This is a genomic window from Pseudomonas rhizophila (genome assembly GCF_003033885.1).
GTDB lineage: Bacteria > Pseudomonadota > Gammaproteobacteria > Pseudomonadales > Pseudomonadaceae > Aquipseudomonas > Aquipseudomonas rhizophila.
Window position 1 is genome coordinate 4,582,793 of record NZ_CP024081.1, and the last position, 23,331, is coordinate 4,606,123.

20 protein-coding genes and 1 pseudogene are annotated in these 23,331 nt (G+C 61.8%); 5 read left to right on the forward strand and 16 right to left on the reverse strand.

The window, feature by feature from the left end:
• Positions 1 to 8: 8 nt before the first annotated feature.
• Positions 9 to 605, forward strand: coding sequence for a cytochrome c3 family protein (locus CRX69_RS21350; protein WP_013692861.1), 597 nt, complete (start codon positions 9 to 11; stop codon positions 603 to 605).
• Positions 606 to 629: 24 nt separating this feature from the next.
• Here CRX69_RS21350 and CRX69_RS28305 read toward each other — a convergent pair whose 3' ends face one another.
• The 7 genes and pseudogenes from CRX69_RS28305 to CRX69_RS21380 form a co-directional block, all read right to left on the reverse strand.
• Positions 630 to 1,124, reverse strand: coding sequence for a methyl-accepting chemotaxis protein (locus tag CRX69_RS28305; protein ID WP_370695198.1), 495 nt, complete (start codon positions 1,122 to 1,124; stop codon positions 630 to 632).
• Positions 1,125 to 1,217: 93 nt separating this feature from the next.
• A pseudogene (locus tag CRX69_RS28310) lies at positions 1,218 to 1,985 on the reverse strand (PAS domain-containing protein); the annotation flags it as partial.
• Positions 1,986 to 2,203: 218 nt separating this feature from the next.
• A complete protein-coding gene (locus tag CRX69_RS21360) occupies positions 2,204 to 4,561 on the reverse strand; it encodes an efflux RND transporter permease subunit (protein WP_240539610.1) in 2,358 nt (785 codons plus the stop codon).
• 120 nt (positions 4,562 to 4,681) lie between these two features.
• Positions 4,682 to 5,761, reverse strand: a complete 1,080-nt coding sequence (locus tag CRX69_RS21365; protein ID WP_076384274.1) for a WD40/YVTN/BNR-like repeat-containing protein — start codon at positions 5,759 to 5,761, stop codon at positions 4,682 to 4,684.
• Between the two features lie 86 nt (positions 5,762 to 5,847).
• Positions 5,848 to 7,209, reverse strand: a complete 1,362-nt coding sequence (locus CRX69_RS21370; protein ID WP_107322802.1) for a DUF1329 domain-containing protein — start codon at positions 7,207 to 7,209, stop codon at positions 5,848 to 5,850.
• 18 nt (positions 7,210 to 7,227) lie between these two features.
• Complete coding sequence (locus tag CRX69_RS21375) at positions 7,228 to 8,874, reverse strand: DUF1302 domain-containing protein (protein ID WP_076384270.1); 1,647 nt, start codon at positions 8,872 to 8,874, stop codon at positions 7,228 to 7,230.
• Positions 8,875 to 8,968: 94 nt separating this feature from the next.
• Positions 8,969 to 9,736: a coniferyl-alcohol dehydrogenase gene (locus tag CRX69_RS21380; protein WP_107322803.1), complete on the reverse strand. Its 768-nt coding sequence runs from the start codon at positions 9,734 to 9,736 to the stop codon at positions 8,969 to 8,971.
• 277 nt (positions 9,737 to 10,013) lie between these two features.
• Here CRX69_RS21380 and CRX69_RS21385 point away from each other — a divergent pair, with 277 nt between their 5' ends.
• Positions 10,014 to 11,843, forward strand: a complete 1,830-nt coding sequence (locus CRX69_RS21385) for a sigma-54-dependent Fis family transcriptional regulator (protein WP_047225625.1) — start codon at positions 10,014 to 10,016, stop codon at positions 11,841 to 11,843.
• Between the two features lie 7 nt (positions 11,844 to 11,850).
• Here the strand turns inward: CRX69_RS21385 and CRX69_RS21390 are convergent, their stop codons facing one another.
• The 4 genes from CRX69_RS21390 to CRX69_RS21405 all read right to left on the reverse strand — a co-directional run bounded on the left by CRX69_RS21390 (position 11,851) and on the right by CRX69_RS21405 (position 15,486).
• On the reverse strand, positions 11,851 to 12,525 hold the full coding sequence (locus CRX69_RS21390; protein ID WP_047225624.1) for a TetR/AcrR family transcriptional regulator: 675 nt from the start codon (positions 12,523 to 12,525) through the stop codon (positions 11,851 to 11,853).
• Between the two features lie 63 nt (positions 12,526 to 12,588).
• Complete coding sequence (locus CRX69_RS21395) at positions 12,589 to 13,494, reverse strand: alpha/beta hydrolase (RefSeq protein ID WP_107322804.1); 906 nt, start codon at positions 13,492 to 13,494, stop codon at positions 12,589 to 12,591.
• 18 nt (positions 13,495 to 13,512) lie between these two features.
• Positions 13,513 to 14,955, reverse strand: coding sequence for a coniferyl aldehyde dehydrogenase (locus tag CRX69_RS21400; RefSeq protein ID WP_107322805.1), 1,443 nt, complete (start codon positions 14,953 to 14,955; stop codon positions 13,513 to 13,515).
• Between the two features lie 288 nt (positions 14,956 to 15,243).
• The gene (locus CRX69_RS21405) at positions 15,244 to 15,486 is read right to left on the reverse strand and encodes a hypothetical protein (protein WP_107322806.1); all 243 of its coding nucleotides are present in this window, start codon (positions 15,484 to 15,486) and stop codon (positions 15,244 to 15,246) included.
• Positions 15,487 to 15,601: 115 nt separating this feature from the next.
• Between CRX69_RS21405 and CRX69_RS21410 the strand changes: the two genes are divergently transcribed.
• The 3 genes from CRX69_RS21410 to CRX69_RS21420 all read left to right on the forward strand — a co-directional run bounded on the left by CRX69_RS21410 (position 15,602) and on the right by CRX69_RS21420 (position 18,892).
• Positions 15,602 to 16,612, forward strand: coding sequence for a response regulator (locus CRX69_RS21410; protein WP_107323296.1), 1,011 nt, complete (start codon positions 15,602 to 15,604; stop codon positions 16,610 to 16,612).
• A gap of 3 nt (positions 16,613 to 16,615) precedes the next feature.
• Positions 16,616 to 17,569 carry a sensor domain-containing diguanylate cyclase gene (locus CRX69_RS21415; RefSeq protein ID WP_107322807.1) on the forward strand — a complete coding sequence of 318 codons (954 nt, stop codon included), beginning with the start codon at positions 16,616 to 16,618 and terminating at the stop codon, positions 17,567 to 17,569.
• A 99-nt stretch (positions 17,570 to 17,668) separates the two neighbouring features.
• Positions 17,669 to 18,892, forward strand: coding sequence for a zinc-dependent alcohol dehydrogenase (locus CRX69_RS21420; protein WP_107322808.1), 1,224 nt, complete (start codon positions 17,669 to 17,671; stop codon positions 18,890 to 18,892).
• 85 nt (positions 18,893 to 18,977) lie between these two features.
• Here CRX69_RS21420 and otnI read toward each other — a convergent pair whose 3' ends face one another.
• Genes otnI through CRX69_RS21445 form a run of 5 tightly spaced genes read right to left on the reverse strand, consistent with a single transcriptional unit; the run spans position 18,978 to position 23,315 of the window.
• The gene (gene otnI / locus CRX69_RS21425) at positions 18,978 to 19,754 is read right to left on the reverse strand and encodes a 2-oxo-tetronate isomerase (RefSeq protein ID WP_107322809.1); all 777 of its coding nucleotides are present in this window, start codon (positions 19,752 to 19,754) and stop codon (positions 18,978 to 18,980) included.
• A 5-nt stretch (positions 19,755 to 19,759) separates the two neighbouring features.
• Positions 19,760 to 20,398 (reverse strand): 3-oxo-tetronate 4-phosphate decarboxylase, encoded by a 639-nt coding sequence (gene otnC / locus CRX69_RS21430; RefSeq protein WP_047225618.1) that lies wholly within the window; start codon positions 20,396 to 20,398, stop codon positions 19,760 to 19,762.
• Positions 20,395 to 21,666, reverse strand: a complete 1,272-nt coding sequence (gene otnK / locus CRX69_RS21435) for a 3-oxo-tetronate kinase (protein ID WP_107322810.1) — start codon at positions 21,664 to 21,666, stop codon at positions 20,395 to 20,397. Before otnK ends, otnC begins: the two co-directional genes overlap by 4 nt.
• 2 nt (positions 21,667 to 21,668) lie before the next feature.
• Positions 21,669 to 22,577, reverse strand: a complete 909-nt coding sequence (gene ltnD, locus CRX69_RS21440; RefSeq protein WP_107322811.1) for an L-threonate dehydrogenase — start codon at positions 22,575 to 22,577, stop codon at positions 21,669 to 21,671.
• A gap of 21 nt (positions 22,578 to 22,598) precedes the next feature.
• Positions 22,599 to 23,315 (reverse strand): FadR/GntR family transcriptional regulator, encoded by a 717-nt coding sequence (locus CRX69_RS21445; RefSeq protein WP_230682588.1) that lies wholly within the window; start codon positions 23,313 to 23,315, stop codon positions 22,599 to 22,601.
• Positions 23,316 to 23,331: the final 16 nt, after the last annotated feature.

Consider the following 23,331-nt stretch of genomic DNA (forward strand, 5'->3'; position numbering starts at 1 on the left):
GAGGCAACATGAAAGCACTGTTCGCCTTGCTCAAGGACTACTGGGGCGTCCTGCGTCGTCCGAGCCTGTATTACAGCCTGGGTTTCCTGACGCTTGGGGGCTTTATCGCCGGTATCGTTTTCTGGGGCGGCTTCAACACTGCACTGGAGGCGACCAATACCGAGACGTTCTGCGTGTCCTGCCATGAAATGCGTGACAACGTGTTTGTCGAGCTCAAGGACACGATCCACTACACCAACCGCTCCGGCGTACGCGCCAGTTGTCCGGACTGTCACGTGCCACACGAGTGGACCCATAAGATCGCGCGCAAGATGCAGGCCTCCAAGGAGGTCTGGGGCAAGATTTTCGGTACCATCGACACCCGCGACAAATTCCTCGCCCTGCGACGTGAACTGGCCGAGCACGAATGGGCCCGACTCAAGGCCAACGACTCGCGAGAATGCCGCAATTGTCACAACTTCGAATTCATGGACTTCACCCGGCAAAGCAAGCGCGCCTCGAGCATGCACTCGACCTCACTGGCCAATGGCGAGGCAACCTGCATCGATTGCCACAAGGGCATCGCTCACAAGTTGCCTGATATGAGCGGCGTCAAAGGCTGGTGAGGAGGTTCGGGCCGCCCATGCGCATCAACCTACCCAGCCGATGGCCGTTTTCGGGATGACCTCGGACTCATCGAGTTTGGAGGCAAACATGCTCACCGCTTCGAGTGCGTCACTGGTACCGGTTCTGATCTGCAGAATAACCGATCCGGCCTGATCGGCCAGGGTTACGCCACGCAGGGCGCCCTCCTGGGTCACCGTCATGCTGGCGACGGCGTCACGGGTTTCAGACAGAATCAGGCCGATCATCTCGGCAATCTCGGCCGTCGAACGGCTGGTGCGCCCGGCCAGTTGCCGGACTTCATCGGCGACCACCGCAAACCCTCTCCCTTGATCGCCGGCCCGCGCCGCTTCGATGGCCGCGTTAAGGGCAAGCAGGTTGGTCTGGTCGGCGATGCCGCGAATGGTATTGACGATGGCCGTGATCTCTTCAGAACGCGCGCCCAACTGGCCGACCAATCGTGCAGAGGCCCCGATATTGTCAGCGATCTGGCGCATTTCCTTGGCCGTCTGCTGAATCACTTGCGAGCCCTGTTCAGCGACTTTCTCGGTCTCGGCAGAGATGTGGTAGGCACGGGAAGCGCCGCGCGAATCCTCTTCGAATTTCTCGACTCGTTCGCTGATGTCACTGGCGAACTTGATGATTTTGCTCAGCTTGCCTTCGGCATCGTAGACCGGGTTGTAACTGGCCTCCAACCAGACAACCTTGCCGTGCTTGCCCAGACGTTTGAATTGACCACTGAAAAATTCACCGCTATTGAGGCGACGCCAGAAATCGCTGTATTCGGAGCTGCTCACCAGCTCCTGCTCGCAGAACAGCCGGTGGTGCTTGCCTTTGAGTTCCGCCAGCGAGTAATTCATGACACTGAGGAAGTTGTCGTTAGCGGTCAGGATGTTGCCGTTCAGATCGAATTCGATCACCGCCATAGCGCGATCGAGTGCGGCCAGCTTGCCTTGGGTTTGCGCCTCGTTTGCTACCCGCGCGGTGACGTCGAGTGCATATTTGACCACTTTTACAACGCGGCCTTGTTCGTCCACTACCGGGTTATAGCTGGCCTCCAGCCAGACATTCCCACCCTTGCCATTGACTCGCTGAAAAGTGCCGGACACGAATTGACCGGACCGCAGGCGGTCCCAGAACTGACGATACTCGGCGCTGCTGACCAGCGCGGGCGTGCAGAAATCCCGATGAGACATACCGGCCAGTTGATCTGCCCGATGCCCCATCGTATGCAAGAAATTCTCATTGGTGCGCAGTACCTTGCCATCTGGGCTGAACTCCACAACGGCCATCGACCGCTCCAGAGCACCCACCAATCCTTTGTACGTTGCCAATTCGGCTGTCCTAGCCATCAATTCACTTTTCAGCGTTGAATTAAACATGACGTACCCTCGGCGAACCCACAAATCGATCGGACCTTATTGAGGGTATCGGCGAGTTGGCTGAAGGCTAAATACGGCGTGAAAGATTATGTTTTGACGCCAGATAAACGGCAGAAAAACCGTTTTGACTTGTCTCCATCGGATCGTGGAAATGGCCAGACCAGGCAAGCCGCATTGGCCTGCCTGGTCTGGCCCTTCGGTTGCCAGCGGACCGTCAGTCAGCCCTCCCCGACCGGCTGCAACACGCCGGCGGCCTCAGGCTTTTTTGCGAACAGCCTTTGTGGCAACAGGAAGTACGCCAGTGCAGGCAACAGGATCAGCGCGCCGAGCATGTTCACCAGGAACATGAAGGCCAGCAGGATGCCCATGTCGGCCTGGAACTTGATCGGCGAGAAAGCCCAGGTCGCCACGGCGATAGCCAGGGTGATGCCGGTCAGCAGAACCACCTTGCCGGTGAACAGTAGTGCGCGGTAGTAGGCCTCGGACAGCGAGGCGCCGGCGCGCATGTGGGTCAGGATCACGCTCAGCACGTAAAGCGCGTAATCGACGCCGATGCCCACCCCGAGGGCGATCACCGGCAAGGTCGCCACCTTCACGCCCATGCCCAGGCCCACCATCAGCGCCTCGCAGAGGATCGAGGTGAGCATCAGCGGCAGCACCGCGGCGAGCACCGCACGCCAGGAACGGAAGGTCACCCAGCAGAGCAGGATCACGGCCCCGTAGACCCAGAACAGCATCTCGCGCATGGCCTTCTTCACCACAATGTTGGTGGCTGCCTCAATGCCGGCGCTCCCCGCAGCGAGCATGAACTTCACGTCCGGCAGTTGCTGCTGGGCGATAAAGGCTTCGCTGGTCTGCACCACCCGCTCCAGAGTGTCAGCCTTGTGGTCGGCCAGGTAGACGTAAAGCGAGAGCAGCGAACAGCCCTGGTTGAACAGCTCACGCGGCGCACGGGTCTGTACCGCGCCGAGGGCCCCGTCATTGGGAATCAACTCGTACCATTTGAAGTTGCCCTCGTTATACCCGGCGGCGGCGATCTTGCTCAGGGCCGCCATGGAGTTGGTCGACTCGACGCCCGGCAATTGCTCCAGTTGCCAGGCCAAAGCATCCACCGCCGCCAGGGTCGGATAGCGGGTGCACTGGTCTTCCGGGGTTTTGACCATGACCACGAAAATGTCCGAACTGGCCGCGTAGTTCTGCGTCATGAAAGCCGCATCGCGGTTGTAGCGCGAGTCTGGACGCAGCTCCGGAGCGCCTGGGTCCAGATCGCCGATTTTCAGGTGCAGGCTGACGGCGAAACCGCCGACCGCCAGCGCCAGGCCCACCAGGCAAGCGCCGTAAGCCCAGGAGCGCCGGGTGAACAGGTCGAGGAAACTCCAGAGCGGATGCTTGACGTTTGCTTTCAACTCAGCGGTTTCGGCCCGCAAGCTGCGCTCGGCCGCCTTGGCGCCGACACCGATATAGCTGAGCAGAATCGGCAGCAGGATCAGGTTGGTGAAGATCAGCACCGCCACTCCGATGCTGGCGGTAATCGCCAGGTCCTGGATCACGCGGATCTTGATCACCATCAGCACCGCGAACCCCACCGCATCACAAAGCAACGCGGTCATGCCGGCGGCAAACAAGCGGCGGAAGGTATAACGCGCGGCGACCACCCGGTGCGTGCCACGACCGATGTCCTGCATGATGCCGTTCATCTTCTGCGCGCCGTGGCTCATGCCGATGGCGAACACCAGAAAAGGCACCAACGCCGAATAGGGATCCAGGTCGTAACCAAGGCTGGCGAGCAGCCCGACCTGCCAGAGCACCGCCACCAGGGAGCAGAGCACCACCAGCGCGGTGCTGCGGGCACAACGGGTGTACCAGTAGAGCACCACGACCGTCACGAGCACGGCAACCACGAAAAACAGCATGACCTGGACCAGTCCGGCAATCAGGTCGCCGATGATCTTGGTGAACCCAGTGATGTGGATCTGGATTCGATCGCTCTGGTATTTGTCGCGCAAAGCTTCCAGCTGCCGGGAAAATTCGCCGGCATCCAGCGCCTTGCCGGTCACAGGATTGATTTCCAGCAGCGGCACGAATATCACGCTGGACTGAAAGTTGCCCGCCACCAGTTGGCCGATCTCGCCGGAGCGGGCAACGTTGGTGCGCACCTGCTCCAGACTGGCGGCGGAACCGTCATAGGTGTCCGGGATCACCGTGCCGCCATCAAGGCCCTCCTCTGTCACGGCCGTCCAGCGCGTGGTCGGCGTCCAGAGCGACTTCATATAAGGCTTGTCGACACCCGGCAGCAAATAGATCTCGTCGTTGAGCCTGGCGAGAACGTCGAGGTAATCCTTGTCGAAGATGTTGCCGTCCTTGACCGCCACGGCAATGCGCACTGAGTTACCCAGGCCGCTCAATTCGCTGCGTCGCTCAAGGAAATTGGCGACGTAAGGGTGCGACGTCGGAATGGTTTTTTCGAAACTGGCATTGAGACCGATCTTGCTGGCCTGGTAACCCAGCACCAGGGTGGTCAGCAGGCAGAGCAGAATCACCCAGGGGCGATGATTGAAAATCGCCCGCTCGCCCATGTTTCCGGAACGCGGATCGAAATCCTCCAGACGGGCGATTACCACTTGCTGTTCGAGGGCGGGATTATGGTCGTTCACATCGGACTCCGAATACGGCCGCATAGGGCTCTGGCAAGTGTTTCAACGTTGCGCCGAGTAAAGGTCATGCTTGAGGCGGGTCACGCCACTGAGGCCGACACCAATCAAGCTGCCGTCCGGGGCGGCCACCAGCCCGGCGAGCGAGGTGCCGGTCGGTCCTTTCAAGTGCCGCAAGCTGCGGCCTCGATCGAGGCTGAGCAGCAGATCGCCGGCCTGGCTGGCCAGGATCAACGCGCCATCAGGCGAGCGAGTGCCGGCCGACAAGGCCACTTCCAGCCCCGTCTCGATCCGCCGCCAACTGACACCCTGGTCGCCCGACCAATAAGCATTGCCGCGCAGACCGAAGGCCAGCAACTCCCCGGCCGAACTGCCCTGCACACCGAAAAAACTGCCGTCATAGGGTGAATCGAGGGCCTCGAAGCGGCTCCCGTTGTCAGTTGAACGCAGCAGCAGACCGCGTTCGCCGACGATGAACAGCGCACTGCCCGCCGGGCGAATGCCGTACAGGTTGAGGCCCTCGGGGTTATCCACCTGCTGCATCCACGGCTGCCAACTGTCGCCACCGTCAGCGGTACGCAGAATCAGGCCATAGGCGCCGACCACATAGCCGTTGCGACGGTCGCTGAAATACAGGTCGAGAAACGGCTTGTCCGGGCCATCGGCGACCAGCCACTCGGCATCCTTGAGCCGCTTGGCGTCGTTGCCTTGTTGAGCCGAAACCAGCGCCAGGTGCGCCGCTGCGACACCATCGAGTTGCTTGACCCAGGTTTCGCCACCGTCGGTGCTGTGAAGAATCACGCCCAGATGACCGACAGCCCAGCCCCGTTCGGCATCCACGAACTGCACCGCCGTCAGGCTGACGCTGACCGGCACGCGGGCCTGGCGCCAACTCTGGCCCGAGTCATCAGAGAGCAGCACGATGCCGCGTTCGCCGACCGCCACCAGCCGATCGCCCGCCCGGGTTACCGCCAGCAGTACCGCACGGGGTGCCTTGGCACTTTGCAAGGCCGGCTGGTTGAGTAGTGCTATGCCCGGGCTGGCCGTCGCCCAGCCTGACACTGATAACGCAGCCAGCAGCAAGGCCACCGGTAGCGCCCGCATGAGTGAAAAATTACCGATCATGTCCGCTCCAACCGCCGCATAAGAATTATCCAACCGCTGATCGCACAACGCGCCGATGCCTGGGCTCCGGCGCCTTGCACAATCGCTTAGCGCATACTGTCGCTGGCCATGGCGTCAGGGGTGAAGAACGCGGACGGCGGACGCGGATAGCTCTGGTACTGCACATCCAGGTCGTTGGCCGAGGAGTTCAGGAAGTAGGCGCCGGTCTCCAGGTTGTAGCTGCCCCACATCATCTGAGCGGTCAGCGCGGGCATTTCAGGCGCCAGCAACGTCAGCGAATAGTTATGCCGCCCCAACTTGCCTTGGGCGTCATAGCCGTCGAGCAGCAGCACTTGCCAGGAGTCCTCGTCCACGTAATAGGTGCGCTTGGGCACCACATGACGTTTGCCATCCTTGAGTGTCGCGCTCACGACCCACACCCGATGCTTCTCCCACCGCACCAGATCCGGGTTGAGGAAGCCTGGCTTGAGCAACTCGTCGCTGCTCGCTGCTGCCGCGCGGTTGTTGTTGTAGGGCACCAGCAACTCTTTCTTGCCAACCAGCTTGAGGTCGTGGCGGTCGGTCGGACCGAAGATCATGAAGGCCTCGTCGAAGAAACCGACGCCCGAGGTGACGAAGTCCGGCGTATCGTAGGCAACGTTCGGCGCACGACGCACCCGGCGCTGGCCGACCAGGTACTGCCAGGCGGCACGTTTGCCGGGGTCCATGTCCCAGTGGGTCATCAGACCCTCGCCGGCCTTGGAGGACGGTTGCTCCGTGGCCAGTTTGCCAATCAGAAACTTGCCTGCGAAGGTTTCCAGGCTGCCGTCTTTGAAGTAGTAGGGTTGCTGGTACCAGAAGCGCGCGCGGGTGGCCTGGATTTTCTTGCCGCCTGCGGTCATCAGCCAGGTATCAAAAGGCGAATAGAAGGTGTCTCCCCCCTGCCAGGACAGGCGGTAGTTCCACAGCACCTCGGCGCCGTTTTGCGGCAATGGAAATGGGATCCCGCCATAGGCGCCGCTGACCTTTTCGGTGGCCACCTCAAGGTTCGCGCGGGTAGCGTTTTTCAGGGTGTTGTCATACACCCACTGAGGCGCTGCGGCACTGCGCCGGGTGGGATAGACGTCCAGACGGTAAGCGGGATACTTCTGCAACAGGGCTTTGGTGCCTTCGGCCAATTGGTCGGCGTACTGCGCCATGTTGGACGCGCTGACCGAGTACAGCGGCTTGTCGGCGGCGAACGGATCAGCGCGTTTATCGCCATTCTTGTAGCCGGCCGGTGCTGTGGTGTAGCCACCTGTCCATTCCGGAATGCTGCCGTCTTTGTTGCCGGCGCGCTCGGCGCCAAGGGGGGTGAGGTCCGAGTTCAGGCGTGCGGCCTGCTCCGGGGAAACGGCCGCGTGCACCAGGCCGGCACTGAGCAAGGCAATGGCCAAGGCCGAAATACGCAAGGAAAGGTTACTGTGCATAACGAATGAAACCTCTTATTAGAATGTGGTTTTCACGTACATGGAGACAAAGTCACGGTCGGCCAGCGATTGCCCGTAGCTGAAGTTGCCGTCCTCGCGCAGCCCCGCCTCTTTCTTGCCGAAGAAGTTCACGTAGTTGATGCCGAAGTCCCAGCGTTGCAGGTAAGTGGCTTTGACACCGACACTCCAGTCGCCTGCGTGGGTATTGCCGAACCCGGCCTTGCTGACCGCTGAGGAGCGCCCATCGAGGACCACGCCAAAACCCATCGGTACGCTCAGGTCGAGACCATCGGCCACCTGGAAATAAGCCGGTTCGGCCAGCACGCGCAGCGCCGTGGCGTCCCGGGTGGTGTTGGCGTCCAATGCCGCGCGGTTGTCGGTGACGCTGAGGGTGCGGTTCCAGGCCAGTTCGGCGAGCACCGAACCCCCATCCCACAGCGGGCCGGGCGACAGCAGATAGATGGTCGAGAGGTTGACGTGGGCGGTCTTGCCCTTGGCGTAGAGCGCATCGCCGTTGTTGTCCGCCGCCATGGCAGGTGTCACCACCTGCAGGTTACTCACCAGCGGTGCGTCCCAGCGCACCGAGGTTTCGCCGGCGAAATTGAACGGGCCATAAGCCGTGGAGAAGCTGGCGCCGAGGGTTTTGATGTCTTCGGCGTAAACCTGGCGATAGGACCCCAGGATCGGCAGCCCGGTGGCCGCGGCCGCTGCACCGTCCAGATAGGCATAGAGCGCGCTCGGCGCCTTGTCGTGATACTTGGCAGCGTAGAAGCCCAGTTCCAGTTCGGTGCCTTCGGGCTTGTAGCGCAGTTGCATGCCGCCTTGGCCGGAGTTCCTGGCCTCGATATCGGAGGCATGCACGGTGGTGTTGCCAAACACCTGGGTCCAGTCGCCGGAACCTTCGCCGATACCATCGTTGTCACTCAGGTAGCTGCCCGCCCCCGGCAGGTTAGAACGCTCCCATTCGAACTGATAGTAGGCACCCACAGACAACTGCGGGTTGATCTGCAACTGCCCGGACACCTGATTGACCGGACGCAGGATTTCCTTGAACTGGGTGCCGGGTACGCTGAGCAGCTTGACGATATCGCTCGGCCCCTGGGCATTGGCAATGCCGTTGCCCCCGTAGAACAGGCTTTCGCCATAAATCAGGCTATGCCGGCCCAGCCGCACGGTGCCCTGGCTCGACTCGCCGACATCACCCCGCACAAACACGAAGGCATCAAGCAATTCGGCGTCGCGCCCGTGCAGTTCGCGGGTATCGTCGAGAAAGTGCCGTTGCTCGCTGCTGTCGGTGTTCTTGTTGTAGATATCGTCGTACCAGGCCGCGCCGCTGAGGCGCAGGCCATAGTTTTCCCGGCTCAGGTCCATCTCACTGAACAGGTCCAGGCGGTTGGAGACCAGGCCGCTGCTGAAATTCTTGTCGCCCTGACTCTGGATCGAGGGGTACAGGCCCCCCGCCGTCGGCGCGTTGACCAGATTGTCGTCGGCCCCTTGCAGACGCCACGCCTGGCTGTATTTGAGGGTGTTATCCCAGCGCAGGCGCCATTGACTGTCGCCCAAGTCTATTTGCGCAGCCTGGGGCTGGGAGGCCCAGCCGGCCAGGCAGACCGAGAGTGCCAGGGCTGAACGCTTGAAGCCTGGATAGCATCGAGAGTTGTGCATGGTGTTCCTCATTGTTCTTGTTGTTGGAAGCATGTTTTTTGAACTGGCCGTTCGCTCGTAGTCGGCCGGTGGTCACTCGCCCAGGGCTCCTCGTTCAGATGTAGGTGGACGCCAGGCCACCATCGACCGGCAGATTGACGCCATTGATCCAGCGCGATTCGTCGGCACACAGAAAGGCGATGGCAGCCGCCACTTCATCGGCGTAGGCCGGGCGCTTCATACGATGAGCGTCAGCCTCGACGCGCTCTTGACCGAGCATGCTGACGAAATCACCCAGGATGGGCGTGAACACCGGGCCCGGCGCCACGCAGTTCATGCGCACAGAGGTCTGCAGGAACCAGGGTTGGGACTGCTGGTAATTCCAGACGATCAAGGCCTCTTTGAAATACTGGTAGCAGCTCTGCCGAGGCACCGGATGCTCGGCCAGCCAGGCCTGGCCATGGGCAAAGCTTTGGGTATCGGCCAGGGCCTTGTGCAGGTCCAGGCGCTGCGGCCATTGCGCACCCAGAATCGAGGCGACGTTGACGATGCTGCCTCCGGCAACAATGCGCGGTAGCACTGCCCCACAGAGATGGCGCACCCCCAGGTAATTGACTTGGGCAACCGCTTGCGGATCGGCGGTACCGGGGACTCCTGCAATGTTGCACAGGCCGTCGAGCGCCTGCGGCAACTGCTGCACGGCCGCATCGATGACATCCGGGTGGCTGAGATCAGCCTGGATGAAATCGTCCAGGCTCAGGTTGGGCTCATTGCGATCCATGCCGATGACGATGGCCCCGTGGGCACGCAGGATCCTCGCGGTTTCGGCGCCGATGCCCGAGGAAACCCCGGTCACGACTATCCTCTTGTTGGTCAACTTCATACGGGCTTCCCGATTCTTGCTTGTACTGCCTGCTCGAAGGCGGCGACAGCCAAGCCATATTGTTATTGCCGAATTAGTTAATCTCGGTAACTAGTTGTAGCAAGCGATATGCCATCTCTGAGTAATCGCAAGGCAACCGCTCAAGCACGCGGCATCCAGCGCAAACAGAGGCATGTGGGTATCTGGAGGGGGGATTCAGGCGTGTGAAAAAAGTGATGATTTCAGCAATTTCATGCTGCACTATGCGGATTATGATTATCCCGTTTAAGGATTTGTGATGGCGAACAAGCTGATTTCCCTGGCCGAACTCTCTCGCGCAACGCCAAACAAACCCGTGCGGGGTGCCAGCGAGCAGTTGCCACCAGGGGCGCCGCCTACCCTGCAGGACCTGACTGAATGCCTGATGTTCAGTCCGGGCGACGGCCGCATCTGGTTGAACGGCGCGCGCATGCTGCTGATCCACAACAGCGGCATCGGCGCGCTACGCCGAGAACTGATTGAAAGCATGGGCCTGGCCCGCGCCCGAGGCATCATGTTGCGCACCGGCTACCATTGCGGCGCCCGGGACGCCGCCCTGATCAAGGAGCGCTTCCCCGAGGCCGACATCCTGGCGCTGTTCGCCGCCGGTCCGATCATTCATGCGATCGAAGGCGCGGTGAAGGTCGAGCCGGTGCATTTCGAATTCGACATGAACCTGGGCACCTATTACGGCGAATTCCTCTGGCATCACTCCAGCGAGGACGACGAGCACATCGCCCAATACGGCATCGGCACCGAACCGGCCTGCTGGATGCAGACCGGCTATGCCACCGGGTACACCTCGGCGATGGTCGGCCGGCTGATTCTCTACCGCGAGGTCGAATGCCGTTCCACCGGTTCCAGCATTTGCCGGCTGATTGGAAAACCCGCGGAGGAATGGGACGACGCCGAAGCGGACCTGGCCGACCTGAACGCCGAACCTTTCGTCAGCACCGGCGGACGCAGCGTGACAGCCCATAGCCGCAGCGATAAAGGCGCCCTGCCGACCAGTTTGCTGGTTGATCCGACTCCCGCACAAGACAGCGACATGGTGGGGATTTCCTCGGCCTTCAACGCCGCCTGCCACATGTTGCGACGGGTCGCGCCGACCCAGGCAACGGTGCTGTTCACTGGCGAGTCCGGCGTTGGCAAGGAAATGTTTGCGCGGATGCTGCACCGCATCAGCCCGCGCCACGATGAACCCTTCGTCGCCATAAACTGCGCTGCCATCCCGGAAAACCTGATGGAGTCGGAGCTGTTCGGCGTCGAGCGCGGTGCCTACACCGGTGCCACTCAATCGCGCGCCGGGCGCTTCGAGCGTGCCGATGGCGGCACCCTGTTCCTTGACGAGATCGCCACCCTCAGCCTGGTGGCCCAGGGCAAGCTGCTGCGCGCCTTGCAGGAGGGCGAAGTCGAGCGAGTCGGTGGCAGCCGCACGTTGAAAGTCGATGTACGGGTGGTCGCCGCGACCAACGTCGACCTTCGCGCCGCCGCGCAACGGGGCGAGTTCCGTGAAGACCTGTTCTTTCGCTTGAATGTATTTCCGATCCACCTGCCGCCGCTGCGCGAACGCAAGGAAGACATCCCGCTGCTGATGACCCACTTCCTGCATCGCTTCACCCAGCGCCATGGTCGGCAGATCAGCGGCTTCACGCCGCGCACGGCCGATACGCTGCTGGCCTATGACTTCCCGGGCAATATCCGCGAGTTACAGAACCTGGTGGAGCGCGGCGTGATCAGCGCCCCGGACGGCGGCGCCATCGACCTGGCGCACTTGTTTACCAGCGGTGAACGCCTGGCCCAGCCCATGTTCTCCATCGGCACCCGTGGCCAACTGGCTGCGAGCCCCAACGACCCGCCGCCGGCCCGCCATGCAACGAGCGCCGCAGCCAGTACCGGCAGTGGTGCGAGTCTGGAGCTGTTCGGCGGCAAGGACCCGAGCCGGCTGTCGTTGCAAGAGATCGAGGACACCATCATTGACCACTGCCTGGGCGAAGTGAAAGGCAACGTCTCTGAAGCGGCCCGCCGTCTGGGTCTGACCCGTGCTCAGTTGTCCTATCGCCTGTCGCGACGCTCGGCCAGCGAATAGGCGCGCCTTATGGCGTAGATGATCGATGGATAAAGCAGCGGCCGAACAGGCCCAAGGTCACCTCGACCCGCTGCTCGATCTGCTCGTCGGACCAGGCCTGTTGGACCCCCAGGGTGAACAGCTTGAGCGGCTGGGAAATCAACAGCGAGTCGATCAGCTCCACCGCTGACTCGACATCTTCGTGTGCCAACAATCCCTTGCCGGCGGCCTTGCCCAGCCAGCCGCGCAACAAGCTCAGGCAGCGCGCGGCACCTTCCTGATACCAGATCCTGGCAAGACCCGGTGCCGTTTCGCGTCCCTGGGCAGCCAACAGGTAGAGCCCCAGCGCCAACGGCGACAGGGTCAGGCGCGCCCATAACGTCAGGTACATGCGCAACTCGCTGAGCAGGTCCTCGGCGCAGTCGATGCCGCTTTCCAACAGCAGTTCAAGGGTGGACAAGTCCCTGGCCACCAGTTGCGAGAGCAACGCTTCCTTGCTCGGCACCAACAGGTACAGGGTCTTCTTGGAGATCCCGGCGGCGCGGGCGATGGCATCCATGGTGACGTTGGCAAAATTGCCGCTGCCAAGCGCCTGCGCCGCCGCATCCAACAGCGAGGCCATCTGCTCCTGACGGCTGCGCACCGGCGGACGACCGCGCCGGGTGGGCAGCGCAGTGGTTTCAGGCATTACGGTTTCAGGCATTACGGGTCCTGTTGAACGGCATGGTGCGCGTGTCCTGATGGTGGTTTCACAAAGGTGCCCAGCTTAGTGCAGCCTGCTCGAAAACGCCTCGCGCAGGGAGTCTTCGATGAGCTGCCACGCCTGCTGTGCCGAAGCAGCCGGTCCCAGGTGAGTGAACATATGGTCGCACCCGGTAAACATTCTCTCGGTCACCGCCACACCGGTCTGACGCAGTTTCTGCGCGTAGGCCTGCCCCTCGGCGAGCAGGATATCGTACTCGGCAGTGATCACCGTCGCGGGGGGCATGCCCTGCAATTGTTCGACCGTCGCCAGTAACGGTGATGCCAGAGGGTCGCGGGCATGCGCCGGATCGCTCAGGTAACAGCGATTGAAGAAGCGCATCAGGCCCGGGCCGAGCAAGGGTTTGTCAGAGGTCGAGCGCTTGAGTTCCGGATCCGCGGCTAAGTCCACGGCCGCATAGTCGATGACCTGATGCACCACCCGCAGCCGTTGGTGCTCCCGCGCCAGATTGGCCACGCCGGTGGCCAGGTTACCGCCCGCACTGTGCCCACCGACTGCGATGCGTTGTGGGTCGATGCCCAGGGTCGCGGCCTGTTCGGCCAGCCACTCAAGCACCGCGAAGCTCTGTCGCAAGCCGGCGGGAAAGGGAAACTCGGGGGCCAGGACATAATCCAGATTGACCACCAGGCAACCCAGGTTGTGGGCCAACCGCCGGCAATAGCTGTCGTCATGCTCCGGCACCCCGGCCACAAAACCGCCGCCATGCAGGTTCAGGTACACGGGCAAAGGTTCGCTGGACGGCGCCTGGGGCCAATAGAACAAGGCCCGTGCCGGGCCCCACGCCGTGGGGATGAGCTTCTCCTCGAACAGGCGCAACGGATACTGCGCCGCGTCATAGGTGAACTTGGCTTTCATGCGCTTGGCAAAGGCACGCAGCAGCTTGGCCTTGAGAGTCGACAACACGTTCATGATCAAACTCCTGAAGACTCAGTGGGCAGTCAGCAATTGATCCAGCAGACCGTGGATCATTGCGCCGTAAGGCGCGCGCATTGCCAGGTTGGACTCACCAACCGGGCTCTGCACCACCACCGCCTTGGCATGGCTGAACGTACGGAAACCGTAGACACCGTGATACGCCCCCATCCCCGAGTGACCGACCCCGCCAAACGGCAGCGCCTCGAACACCACATGACTCATGACATCATTGATCACCACACCGCCCGAAGTCGTGCGCTCCAGCACCTGCTGGCGCTCACCGGCGTCCTCGCCGAAGTAATAAGCGGCAAGGGGCCGAGGTTGACCGTTGACGTAGTCAATCGCCGTGGCGAAATCGCGATAGGTCTTGATCGGCAACAGCGGGCCGAAGATTTCCTCGCGCAGCACCTGCATCTGCTCAGTGGCATTCAGCACCAGCGTCGGAGCGATCTTGCGGGTCTGGCGATCGCCCAGGTCTTCCTGCGCCGGGTTGATCTCGATCAGCCGCGCCCCTTTGGCGCTAGCATCGACCAGATAACCCTGCAGGCGGTCAAAATTGCGTGGGTTGATGATGGAGGTGTAGTCCGGGTTGCTGTGCAAGGAGGGGTACATGGCACCGACGAAGCGCACCGCCTCGGCGACGAAGTCTTCCAGGCATTCTTCCGGCAGCAGCACGTAGTCCGGGGCCAGGCAGATTTGCCCGGCGTTGAAGGTCTTCACGGTCATGACCCGCTGCACCACCGTCGCCAGATCGGCGCTACGGGACACCAGCACGGGCGACTTGCCGCCCAGTTCCAGGGTCACCGGCACCAGATTGTCCGAGGCTGCACGCATGATGTGCCGAGCCACCGCCGTACCACCGGTAAAGATCAGGTGATCGAACGGCTGGGCACTGAACAGCGCGCCGACTTCGGCATCGCCCAGCACCGTGGTGAGTTCATTCTCGTCAAAATATCGGGCGATCAATTCGCCCATCAATGCCGAGGTGCGTGGGGTCAGTTCCGAGGGTTTGAGCATGGCCCGGTTACCGGCGGCGAAGATGCTCGCCAGAGGCCCGAACGCCAGTACGATGGGAAAATTCCAGGGGCTGATCACGCCCACCACGCCCAACGGCTGGTACTCGACCCGCGCCTCGCTGCCGGGGAAGGGTGACGGATGCGATTGCGCTTGCATCCACTCGGCCAGATGCTCACGGCAATGCTTGAGGCTTGCCACCGAACCGCCGATATCGGAAAGCAGCGTCTGCTCGCGGCTACGATTGCCGAAGTCCGCCGACACCGCTGCGACGATGGCGTCACGATTGTCCAGCAGTAGCGCAATGGCCCGATCGAGGCGGTCGCGGCGCAGCTCCAGGCTGGCCGGTCCGTCAACCAAGTGGGCCTGTTTCATCCGTGCGAGGGTGGCAGTGAGTTGTTCGGCGCCGACTGGCGTAGCGTGGTGATCGGGACTGTGCATGGCGTGGGTTCCTGCTGGTTATATTGTTATTAGACAGCACTAAATACCATTTCGAGCAGACATCTGGTGTCGACTCGCTGGGTGAGTATGCCAAAAAACAACAGAAAGGAAACCACTAGGTTTCTTAATTTACAAACATCCCGACGCGAGGCCAAGAGCCCATAAACAGCCGGAAATACCGATAATATCCGGTTCGGACCACCAAAGGCGGAACCCCGGCGCGGATGTTTTTCATGGACGGTGCAACACAGATCACGAGCAAAAAACTAAAAGAACTGATTATTTTGATTAATCAATTATGTGTTGATCGACAACCCTGATTTGCGTCAGCCCTACCCGCTCGGCCTGCTCCAGGATCTGCGCAGGCGTCGCATCCGCGGTGGGCATGATCAGGCCGTTCTCTGCATCTCCAAAATGCAGCTGGAGCAGGTGCATCGCGGCTTCATGGACGGGCAGTTGAAGCTGCTTGAGCTCGAACGCGTGAGTGCGAGGCGCGTCGTTGAACAGGTAATTCACCGTGTAGTTGCGCATTGGACAGACTCCCGAAATGGATGAAGTGCATTTGACTAGCCTGACTTATTGGTCCAGTTTTTAGTTCAATGCAATGCGTGGCCTGCCTGAAGGCCTCGGCTGCCGTTCAATTCAAATGGGCGCCCCAGTGTCAGTGATTCCCTTAGTGGTATGTGACGACTCCAACATGGCCCGTAAGCAGGTGCTACGGGCGCTGCCGGCGGACTGGCCGGTCTCGGTCACCGAGGCCAGCAATGGTCGCCAGGCCATGGACGCCATACGCCAGGGGCTGGGCCAGGTGGTGCTGCTGGACCTGACCATGCCGGAGATGGATGGTTACCAGGTGTTGAGCGCCTTGCGCACCGAAGGCTTGAAGACGCAAGTCATCGTGATCTCCGGTGACGTACAGGAACAGGCGGTACGCCGCGTGCTTGAGCTGGGCGCATTGGCATTCCTGAAAAAACCTTTCGACGAAAACGAACTGCGCCAGACGCTCAGCCAGTTGGGCCTTCTGACGAAACCCGGCCAGACGCCGCCGCAAAATCGTCCGGCAACGAACACGGCCATCAGTTTTCACGATGCGTTTCGCGAGACGGTCAACGTTGCCATCGGCCAGGCCGCCGCCCTGATCGCCAAGGTGCTGGGTGTGTTTGTGCAGTTACCGGTACCGAACGTGAACATCCTTGAGGTGGGTGAGCTGCACATGGCGCTGAACGATGCCGGTAGCTCTGAACAACTCACCGCCATCTGCCAGGGCTTTATTGGCAGCGGTATTGCCGGCGAAGCCCTGCTGATATTTCACGAGTCGGAAATTGCTGACATAGCGCAACTGATGCAACGCCAAAGCAGCGACTATTCGGACCTGGAAATGCTGCTGGACCTCTCCAGTGTTCTGATCGGCGCTTGCCTGAGCAGCATTGCCGAACAGATCGACGTGGTGTTTTCTCAGGGGCATCCGCAGATTCTCGGCCAGCACGCGGCCATCGAGGAGCTGATTCAAGTCAACCGCAAGCACTGGAAAAAGACCCTGGCGGTGGAAATCAGCTACAGCCTGGAAGGGCACGATATTCGTTTCGATCTATTGTTACTGTTCACGGAAGACTCGATCGAGCGGCTGACCCAAAAACTCACCTACCTGATGACCTGAGCCATGCCTGATTCCATTGATCTGAACGAGTTTCACTGGTTGCTGGCCATTGTTCAGAGCATCGATGTCGGTGTGGTGGTGCTGGACCGCGACTACCGCGTGCAGGTCTGGAACACGTTCATGGAGAACCGCTCCGGGGTGCAGCCAAAGGACGCCCACGACCAGCATTTTTTCAGCCTGTTCCCGGAAATCGATCGCCAGTGGTTCAGCCGCAAGGTAGAAAGCGTCGCTGCCCTGGGCACCCCAGCGTTCACTGTCTGGGAGCAGCGTCCCTATCTGGTGCGGTTCAAGAGCTACCAGCCGATCACCGGCCAGGAAGAGTTCATGTACCAGAACACCACGCTGTTACCGCTGCGCTCGCCCGACAACACGATCAGTCACATCTGCCTGGTGATCTATGACGTCACCGACGTCGCCACCAACCGGCATCAACTACAGGCCGCCAATGCGCAATTGCAGCAGCTCTCCAGTACCGATCGACTGACCGGGCTGTACAACCGCGGTCATTGGGAGGCGAACCTGAAAGCTGCCTATGCGCGGCATCAGCGCTATGGCAATGCCTTGAGCCTGGTGATGCTCGATATCGACCACTTCAAACGGGTCAACGACACCTATGGCCACCAGGCCGGGGACAAGGTCATCGAGCAGGTCGCCAGGCTTCTGCACGAACACGTACGCGACTCCGACGTGGCCGGGCGTTATGGCGGCGAGGAGTTTGGCGTGGTGCTGTCGGACACCGACCAGACCGGTGCCCGGATGTTCGCCGAGCGCCTGCGCAAGGCCGTCGAAGAACTGCAGGTGCTGTACAACGACCAGAGCATCCGTTTCACCATCAGCCTTGGAGTGGCAGACCTGAGCCAGCCCTCGACCGGCCACGCCGAACTGATCGCCCGGGCCGACCAGGCGTTGTATACGTCCAAAAAAACCGGGCGCAATCGGGTGACGGTGCATGAGTAGATGATGACCGCCAGTCACGTGCCCGCGCTAATGCTCTGAACTTCCATCCAGCCTCCCGCCTCTGCCCTATATCACCACGCGACCCAGAGGCAGGAAGTCATGAGAGCACTCACTTACCACGGTGCACACAGTGTGAAAGTCGACACGGTCCCCGACCCGGTCCTGGAGGACAGTGACGACATCATTCTGCGTGTCACGGCAACGGCGATTTGTGGTTCCGATCTGCACCTTTATCGCGGAAAAATTCCCGCTGTCGAACATGGCGACATCTTCGGCCATGAGTTCATGGGAATCGTTGAAGAAGCCGGTTCAGCGGTGACCGCCGTTCAACCCGGCGATCGAGTGGTGGTGCCTTTCGTTATCGCCTGCGGTAGCTGTTTCTTCTGTCAGATGGATTTGTTCGCCGCTTGCGAAACGACCAACACGGGCCGTGGCGCGATTCTGAACAAGAAGGCAATCCCGCCCGGGGCAGCTCTGTTCGGTTTCAGTCATTTGTACGGCGGTATCCCTGGCGGACAAGCTGAGTATGTAAGGGTACCAAAGGCCAACACCGGGCCTTTCAAAGTGCCGGGAACCCTCTCGGACGAGAAGGTGCTGTTCCTCTCGGACATCTTGCCAACCGCCTTTCAAGCGGTGACCAACGCCGGGATCGGCAGCGGCTCGAGTATCGCCATCTATGGCGCCGGGCCGGTCGGCTTGTTGAGCGCCGCCTGCGCGCGGATGTTGGGCGCCGACCAGATCTTCATGGTCGATCATCACCCCTATCGTCTGGCCTATGCACAGAAAACCTATGGCGTTATTCCCATCAATTTTGATGAAGACGACGACCCGGCGGACACGATCATTCGCCAGACCAAGGGCATGCGGGGCGTGGACGGCGTGGTGGATGCCGTGGGTTTTGAAGCCAAAGGCAGCACCACCGAAACAGTGCTGGCTACGCTTAAACTCGAAGGCAGCAGCGGCAAGGCGTTACGCCAATGCATTGCGGCGGTCAGGCGCGGTGGGGTCGTAAGCGTACCGGGCGTGTATGCCGGTTTCATCCACGGCTTCCTGTTCGGCGACGCATTCGACAAAGGCCTGACCTTCAAAATGGGCCAGACCCACGTGCAGCGATACCTTCCCGAGCTGCTTGGCCATATCGAGACCGGTCGCCTTAGCCCTGAAGTCATCATCAGCCATCGCCTGTCCCTGGAACAGGCCGCCGAGGGCTACAAGCTATTCGACAAAAAACAGGAAGATTGCCGCAAAGTCATCCTGACACCCGGCGAGCCCGATATTGCCTTACCGGTCAATGATGACCAGGCCGTTCTGCTAAGTACGTAGGGGACTTATCCGGCGTCTGGGGCGAGAGGGTTTGTATTCATCGCATGCCCTCACGCCCTTCCTGGGCGCCCTACTCCATCTCAGCTCAACGCCAAGGCGCAAACCAGCCCAGGCCATCCTCGGTCAGGCCGCGGGGGTTGTACTCGCAGCCGATCCAGCCATCGTAGCCGGCCTCGTCGAGCAGTTTGAACAGGTACGGGTAGTTCACTTCTCCCAGGTCCGGTTCGTGCCGATCCGGCACGCCGGCAATCTGGATATGCCCGACACCGGCCTGGAAGCGCTGGAAACCGGCAATCAGATCGCCTTCCATGATTTGTGCATGGAACAGGTCCAGTTGCACACGCAGATTCGGCTCGCCCAGTTCGGCCAGAATTGCATGGCCCTCGGTCTGGCGATTGATGAAGTAACCCGGAATCGAGCGGGTGTTGATCGGCTCGATCAACAGTGTCAGTTGGTGCTCGGCCAAACGTCGTGCGGCGTAACGCAGGTTCTCCAGATAGACCTCGCGCATGCGCGGACGCTGGCTCTCGTCACTCACCAGTCCGGCCATTGCGTGCAGTTTGGGGCAGCCCAGGGCGTGGGCGTATTCGATGGCCCGGTCGACACTTTCACGAAATTCCGCCTCGCGCCCCGGTATCGCTGCGATGCCGCGCTCGCCTGCGGCAAAATCCCCCGGTGGCAGGTTGAACAGCACTTGGCTAAGCCCGTGCTCGGCCAAACGCCCGGCCAGTTCGGCCGGTGCGAACTCATAAGGGAACAGGTATTCCACGCCCTTGAAGCCGGCCTTGGCGGCACGGCCGAAGCGATCCAGGAAAGGTGCGTCGTTGAACATCATGCTGAGGTTGGCAGCGAAACGTGGCATTGCAGTCACCATTGGGCGCCGAAGGTCTGGCGCAGTTCTTCGATTTGTTCGTCGTCCAGGGCCCGTACCGGCTGCTGGCGCAGCAACAGGTAGAGCTTGGCGGTTTCTTCGAGTTCTTCGATGGCATAGGTGGCCGCCTCCAGGCTCTTGCCCGAAACGACCGGCCCGTGATTGGCCAGCAACACCGAACTGTGCTGTCCGACCAGCCCGCGAATCGCCTCACCCAGCCGCGGATCACCGGGCCGGTGGTACGGAATCAGCGGCAAGCGCCCCACACGCATGACGAAATAGGGTGTCAGCGGTGGCAGGCAAGACGTCGCGTCCAGGCAATCCAGGCACGAGACCGCCGCCGAGTGCGTGCAATGCAAGTGCACGATGGCACCCGAATCTTCACGGCCTTCATAGACGGCACGGTGCAGGAATGCTTCCTTGGAGGCGGGTTTGCCAGCTAGGTGGTTACCTTGCCAGTCGAGCTTGGCGATGTCGGCCGGGTCCAGGCGACCGAGACAGGCGTTGGTCGGTGTCAGCAGCCAGCCATCGTCCAGACGCACGCTGATATTCCCGGAGGAGCCAGGGCTGAGCCCACGCAGGTAGAGGGAACGGCCGATCTCGACGATCTCTTCGCGCAATTGGCTTTCTGTCATGCCAGCATCTCCCAGGCCTTGATCATGAAATCGGCGCTACCGAAGTTACCGGACTTGAGCGCCAGCGTCAGCGGCCGACCGGATTGGCCGAGCGTCTGGGTCCAGGGCACGCCGGGGTCGATGCTCGGCCCGATACGTAAACCTTCGATGCCCAGCGCGCCGACCACTGCGCCGGAGGTTTCGCCACCGGCCACCAGCAATTGGCCCACGCCCTGCTGTTCGACCAGCGCACGGGCAATCGCCGCCAGGGCCGATTCAATGCGTTCACCGACCTGCTGCGCGCCGAACTGCTGTTGCACCCGGCGTACCTCGTCGGCTGGACTGCTGGCATAGATCAGCACCGGGCCCGGGTGGCCGGCAGCCCAGGCCAAGGCCTCGGCCACCAGTGCGTCACCGCGGGCCATCAGTTCGGCGGCCTCAAGACGGAAAGCAGGATAGACCGCTGCCGCCTGCTCGATCTGACCGAGGGTCGCTCGCGAACAGCTACCGCTGAGAATCGCCTGGCGCCCCCACCCCGCCTCCAGCCGGCTGGCTTCGCCGTTGGCCTGCAACAGCCCTCTGGCCTGCCAATCCCGGGCCATGCCCAGCGCCAGCCCCGAGCCGGCCGTGACCAACGGCAGATCGGCACAGGCCGCGCCGAGCACCTGCAAATCTTCATTATCAATGGCGTCGCTGATGGCGATGCCCACGCCCTCGGCGCGCAACGCGGCGATCCGCTGACGGGTCGCCTCGACGCCGGCGCGCAGGGTCCGGTAGTCGATCAGGCCGACCGGGTGGCGTGTCTGCGGCTGCAACACGCGAAGCAGGTTGGCATCGCGCATGGGCGTGAGTGGATGGTCCTGCATCCCGCTTTCGTTGAGCAGCACGTCATTGGCGAACAGGTAGCCGTTGAACACGCTGCGGCGGTTTTCCGGAAAAGCCGGACAGGCCACGGTGAAGTCGCTGCCCAGGGCTTGAAGCAGTGCATCGCTGACCGGGCCGATGTTGCCCTCAGCGGTGGAGTCGAACGTCGAGCAATACTTGAAGTAGAACTGTCGGCAGCCTTGCTGGCGCAACCACTCCAGCGCCTGCAGCGACTGTGCGACGGCCTCCTCGGGCGCCAGGTTGCGCGATTTGAGCGCCACCACCAGGGCGTCGGCGTCGCCCACCGCCAAGGGCCCGTGTGGGACACTAATGGTCTGCACAGTGCGAGCACCGCCGCGCACGAGCATGCTGGCAAGGTCGGTCGCTCCGGTGAAGTCATCGGCGATGCATCCGATCAGGGGCATGGTCAAATCTCCTCGTTGGCGGCGGCAGGCAAGTTGATGCCGGGGAATATCTTCACCACGGCGATATCATCCTCGCGCCCCAGCCCGGAAGCCGACGCTTGCTTGAACATCTGGTGGGCGCTGGCGGTCAGCGGCAGCGGGAAGACCGCCTCCTGGGCGCTGTCGAGCACCAGGCCCAGATCCTTGACGAAAATATCCACCGCCGAGCGCGGTCGATAATCACCCGCCAGCAGATGCGGCACGCGGTTTTCGAACATCCAGGAATTGCCAGCGCTGTGACTGATCACCTCGTAGAGCGCCTCGGGATCGCAGCCCTGGCGAATGCCATAGGCCATGGCTTCGGCCGCCGCGGCAATGTGGACCCCGGCGAGCAACTGGTTGACCAGCTTGATCTGCGAGCCTTGCCCGGCCTCTTCACCCAGCCGGTAGACCTTGGCGGCGACGGCGGCAAGTGCCGTTTGCGCCCGTTCGAAGGCGGCCTCCGGCCCCGAGGCCATGATGGTCAACTCGCCCCCTTCGGCGCGCACCGCCCCGCCTGAAATCGGCGCATCGAGCATCAGCACTTGATGCTCGGCCAAACGCCCACTGATGCGCCGCGCAGCCGCCGCCGAGATGGTTGCACAGGCAATGACCACGGAACCCGGACGCAACCGCGCGGCAATACCCTGCTCGCCGAACAGCAGTTGCTCGGTTTGCGCGGCGTTGACCACCACGATGAAGAGCAGGTCGCTGAGCGCGGCGCTGTCACTCAGGGCACTGACCGGCTGGCCACCTTCGGCGATGAAGGCCTGACGCACATCCTCGCGGATGTCGTAGCCCCATACGGGCAGACCAGCGCGCAAAAGTGCGCGCGCCATGCCCAAGCCCATGGAGCCCAGGCCGACCACACCAATACTGGATATTGCTGTCACGGGTGAATCCTCTTGTGGTTGTTATCCGGACGCGTCGGCCTCGCTTCGCGCTTCGCGCAGGCGGACTTCGGCGTTGCGCAGATGCGAGGAGGCCGCGGTACGTGCCGCCTCACTGTCACCTGCGGCGATAGCGGCGAGCAGCGCGTGGTGCTCCTGATCGACCTGACACATGTACTGGGCGTTACGCGCCTCGTTGCGACGGGTCACTCTGATCGCCTGTTGCAGCAGCTGGTGCAGAAAATCGATGGTTTCGAGAAAGTGCTGGTTACCGGTGGCGGCCACCACCGAACGGTGGAAGGCGAGGTCTTCGCGCACGCCGTCTTCACCCCGCTCGACCGCTTCGTCAAGCTCGGCCAAGGCGTTTTGCATCGCCCGCAGTTGCGCATTGGTGCGCCGTGCCGCGGCCAGCTCGGCGGCCTTGATCTCCAGCGCGCTGCGCAATTCGAGGATTTCCACCACCGCCTCGAAGTTGCCCTGGGGCGGAGACAGGCGCAGCGCGACACTGGGATTGGGCACGACGAAGGTGCCGCTGCCCTGACGCGAAGTGAGCATGCCTTCGCGCTTGAGCATCGAAATCGCTTCGCGCACCACCGTGCGGCTGACACCGTACTGCTCGCACAATGCCTGCTCGGTGGGCAGGCGGTTCCCGGCGGCCAACTGGCCGTCATGGACCGCTGCACTCAGGCGTTTGGCCAGCCGTTCGGCCAGCTTGGGGGTAACGTCGTTCAGACTGTCCACTCAAATTCTCCCGGCA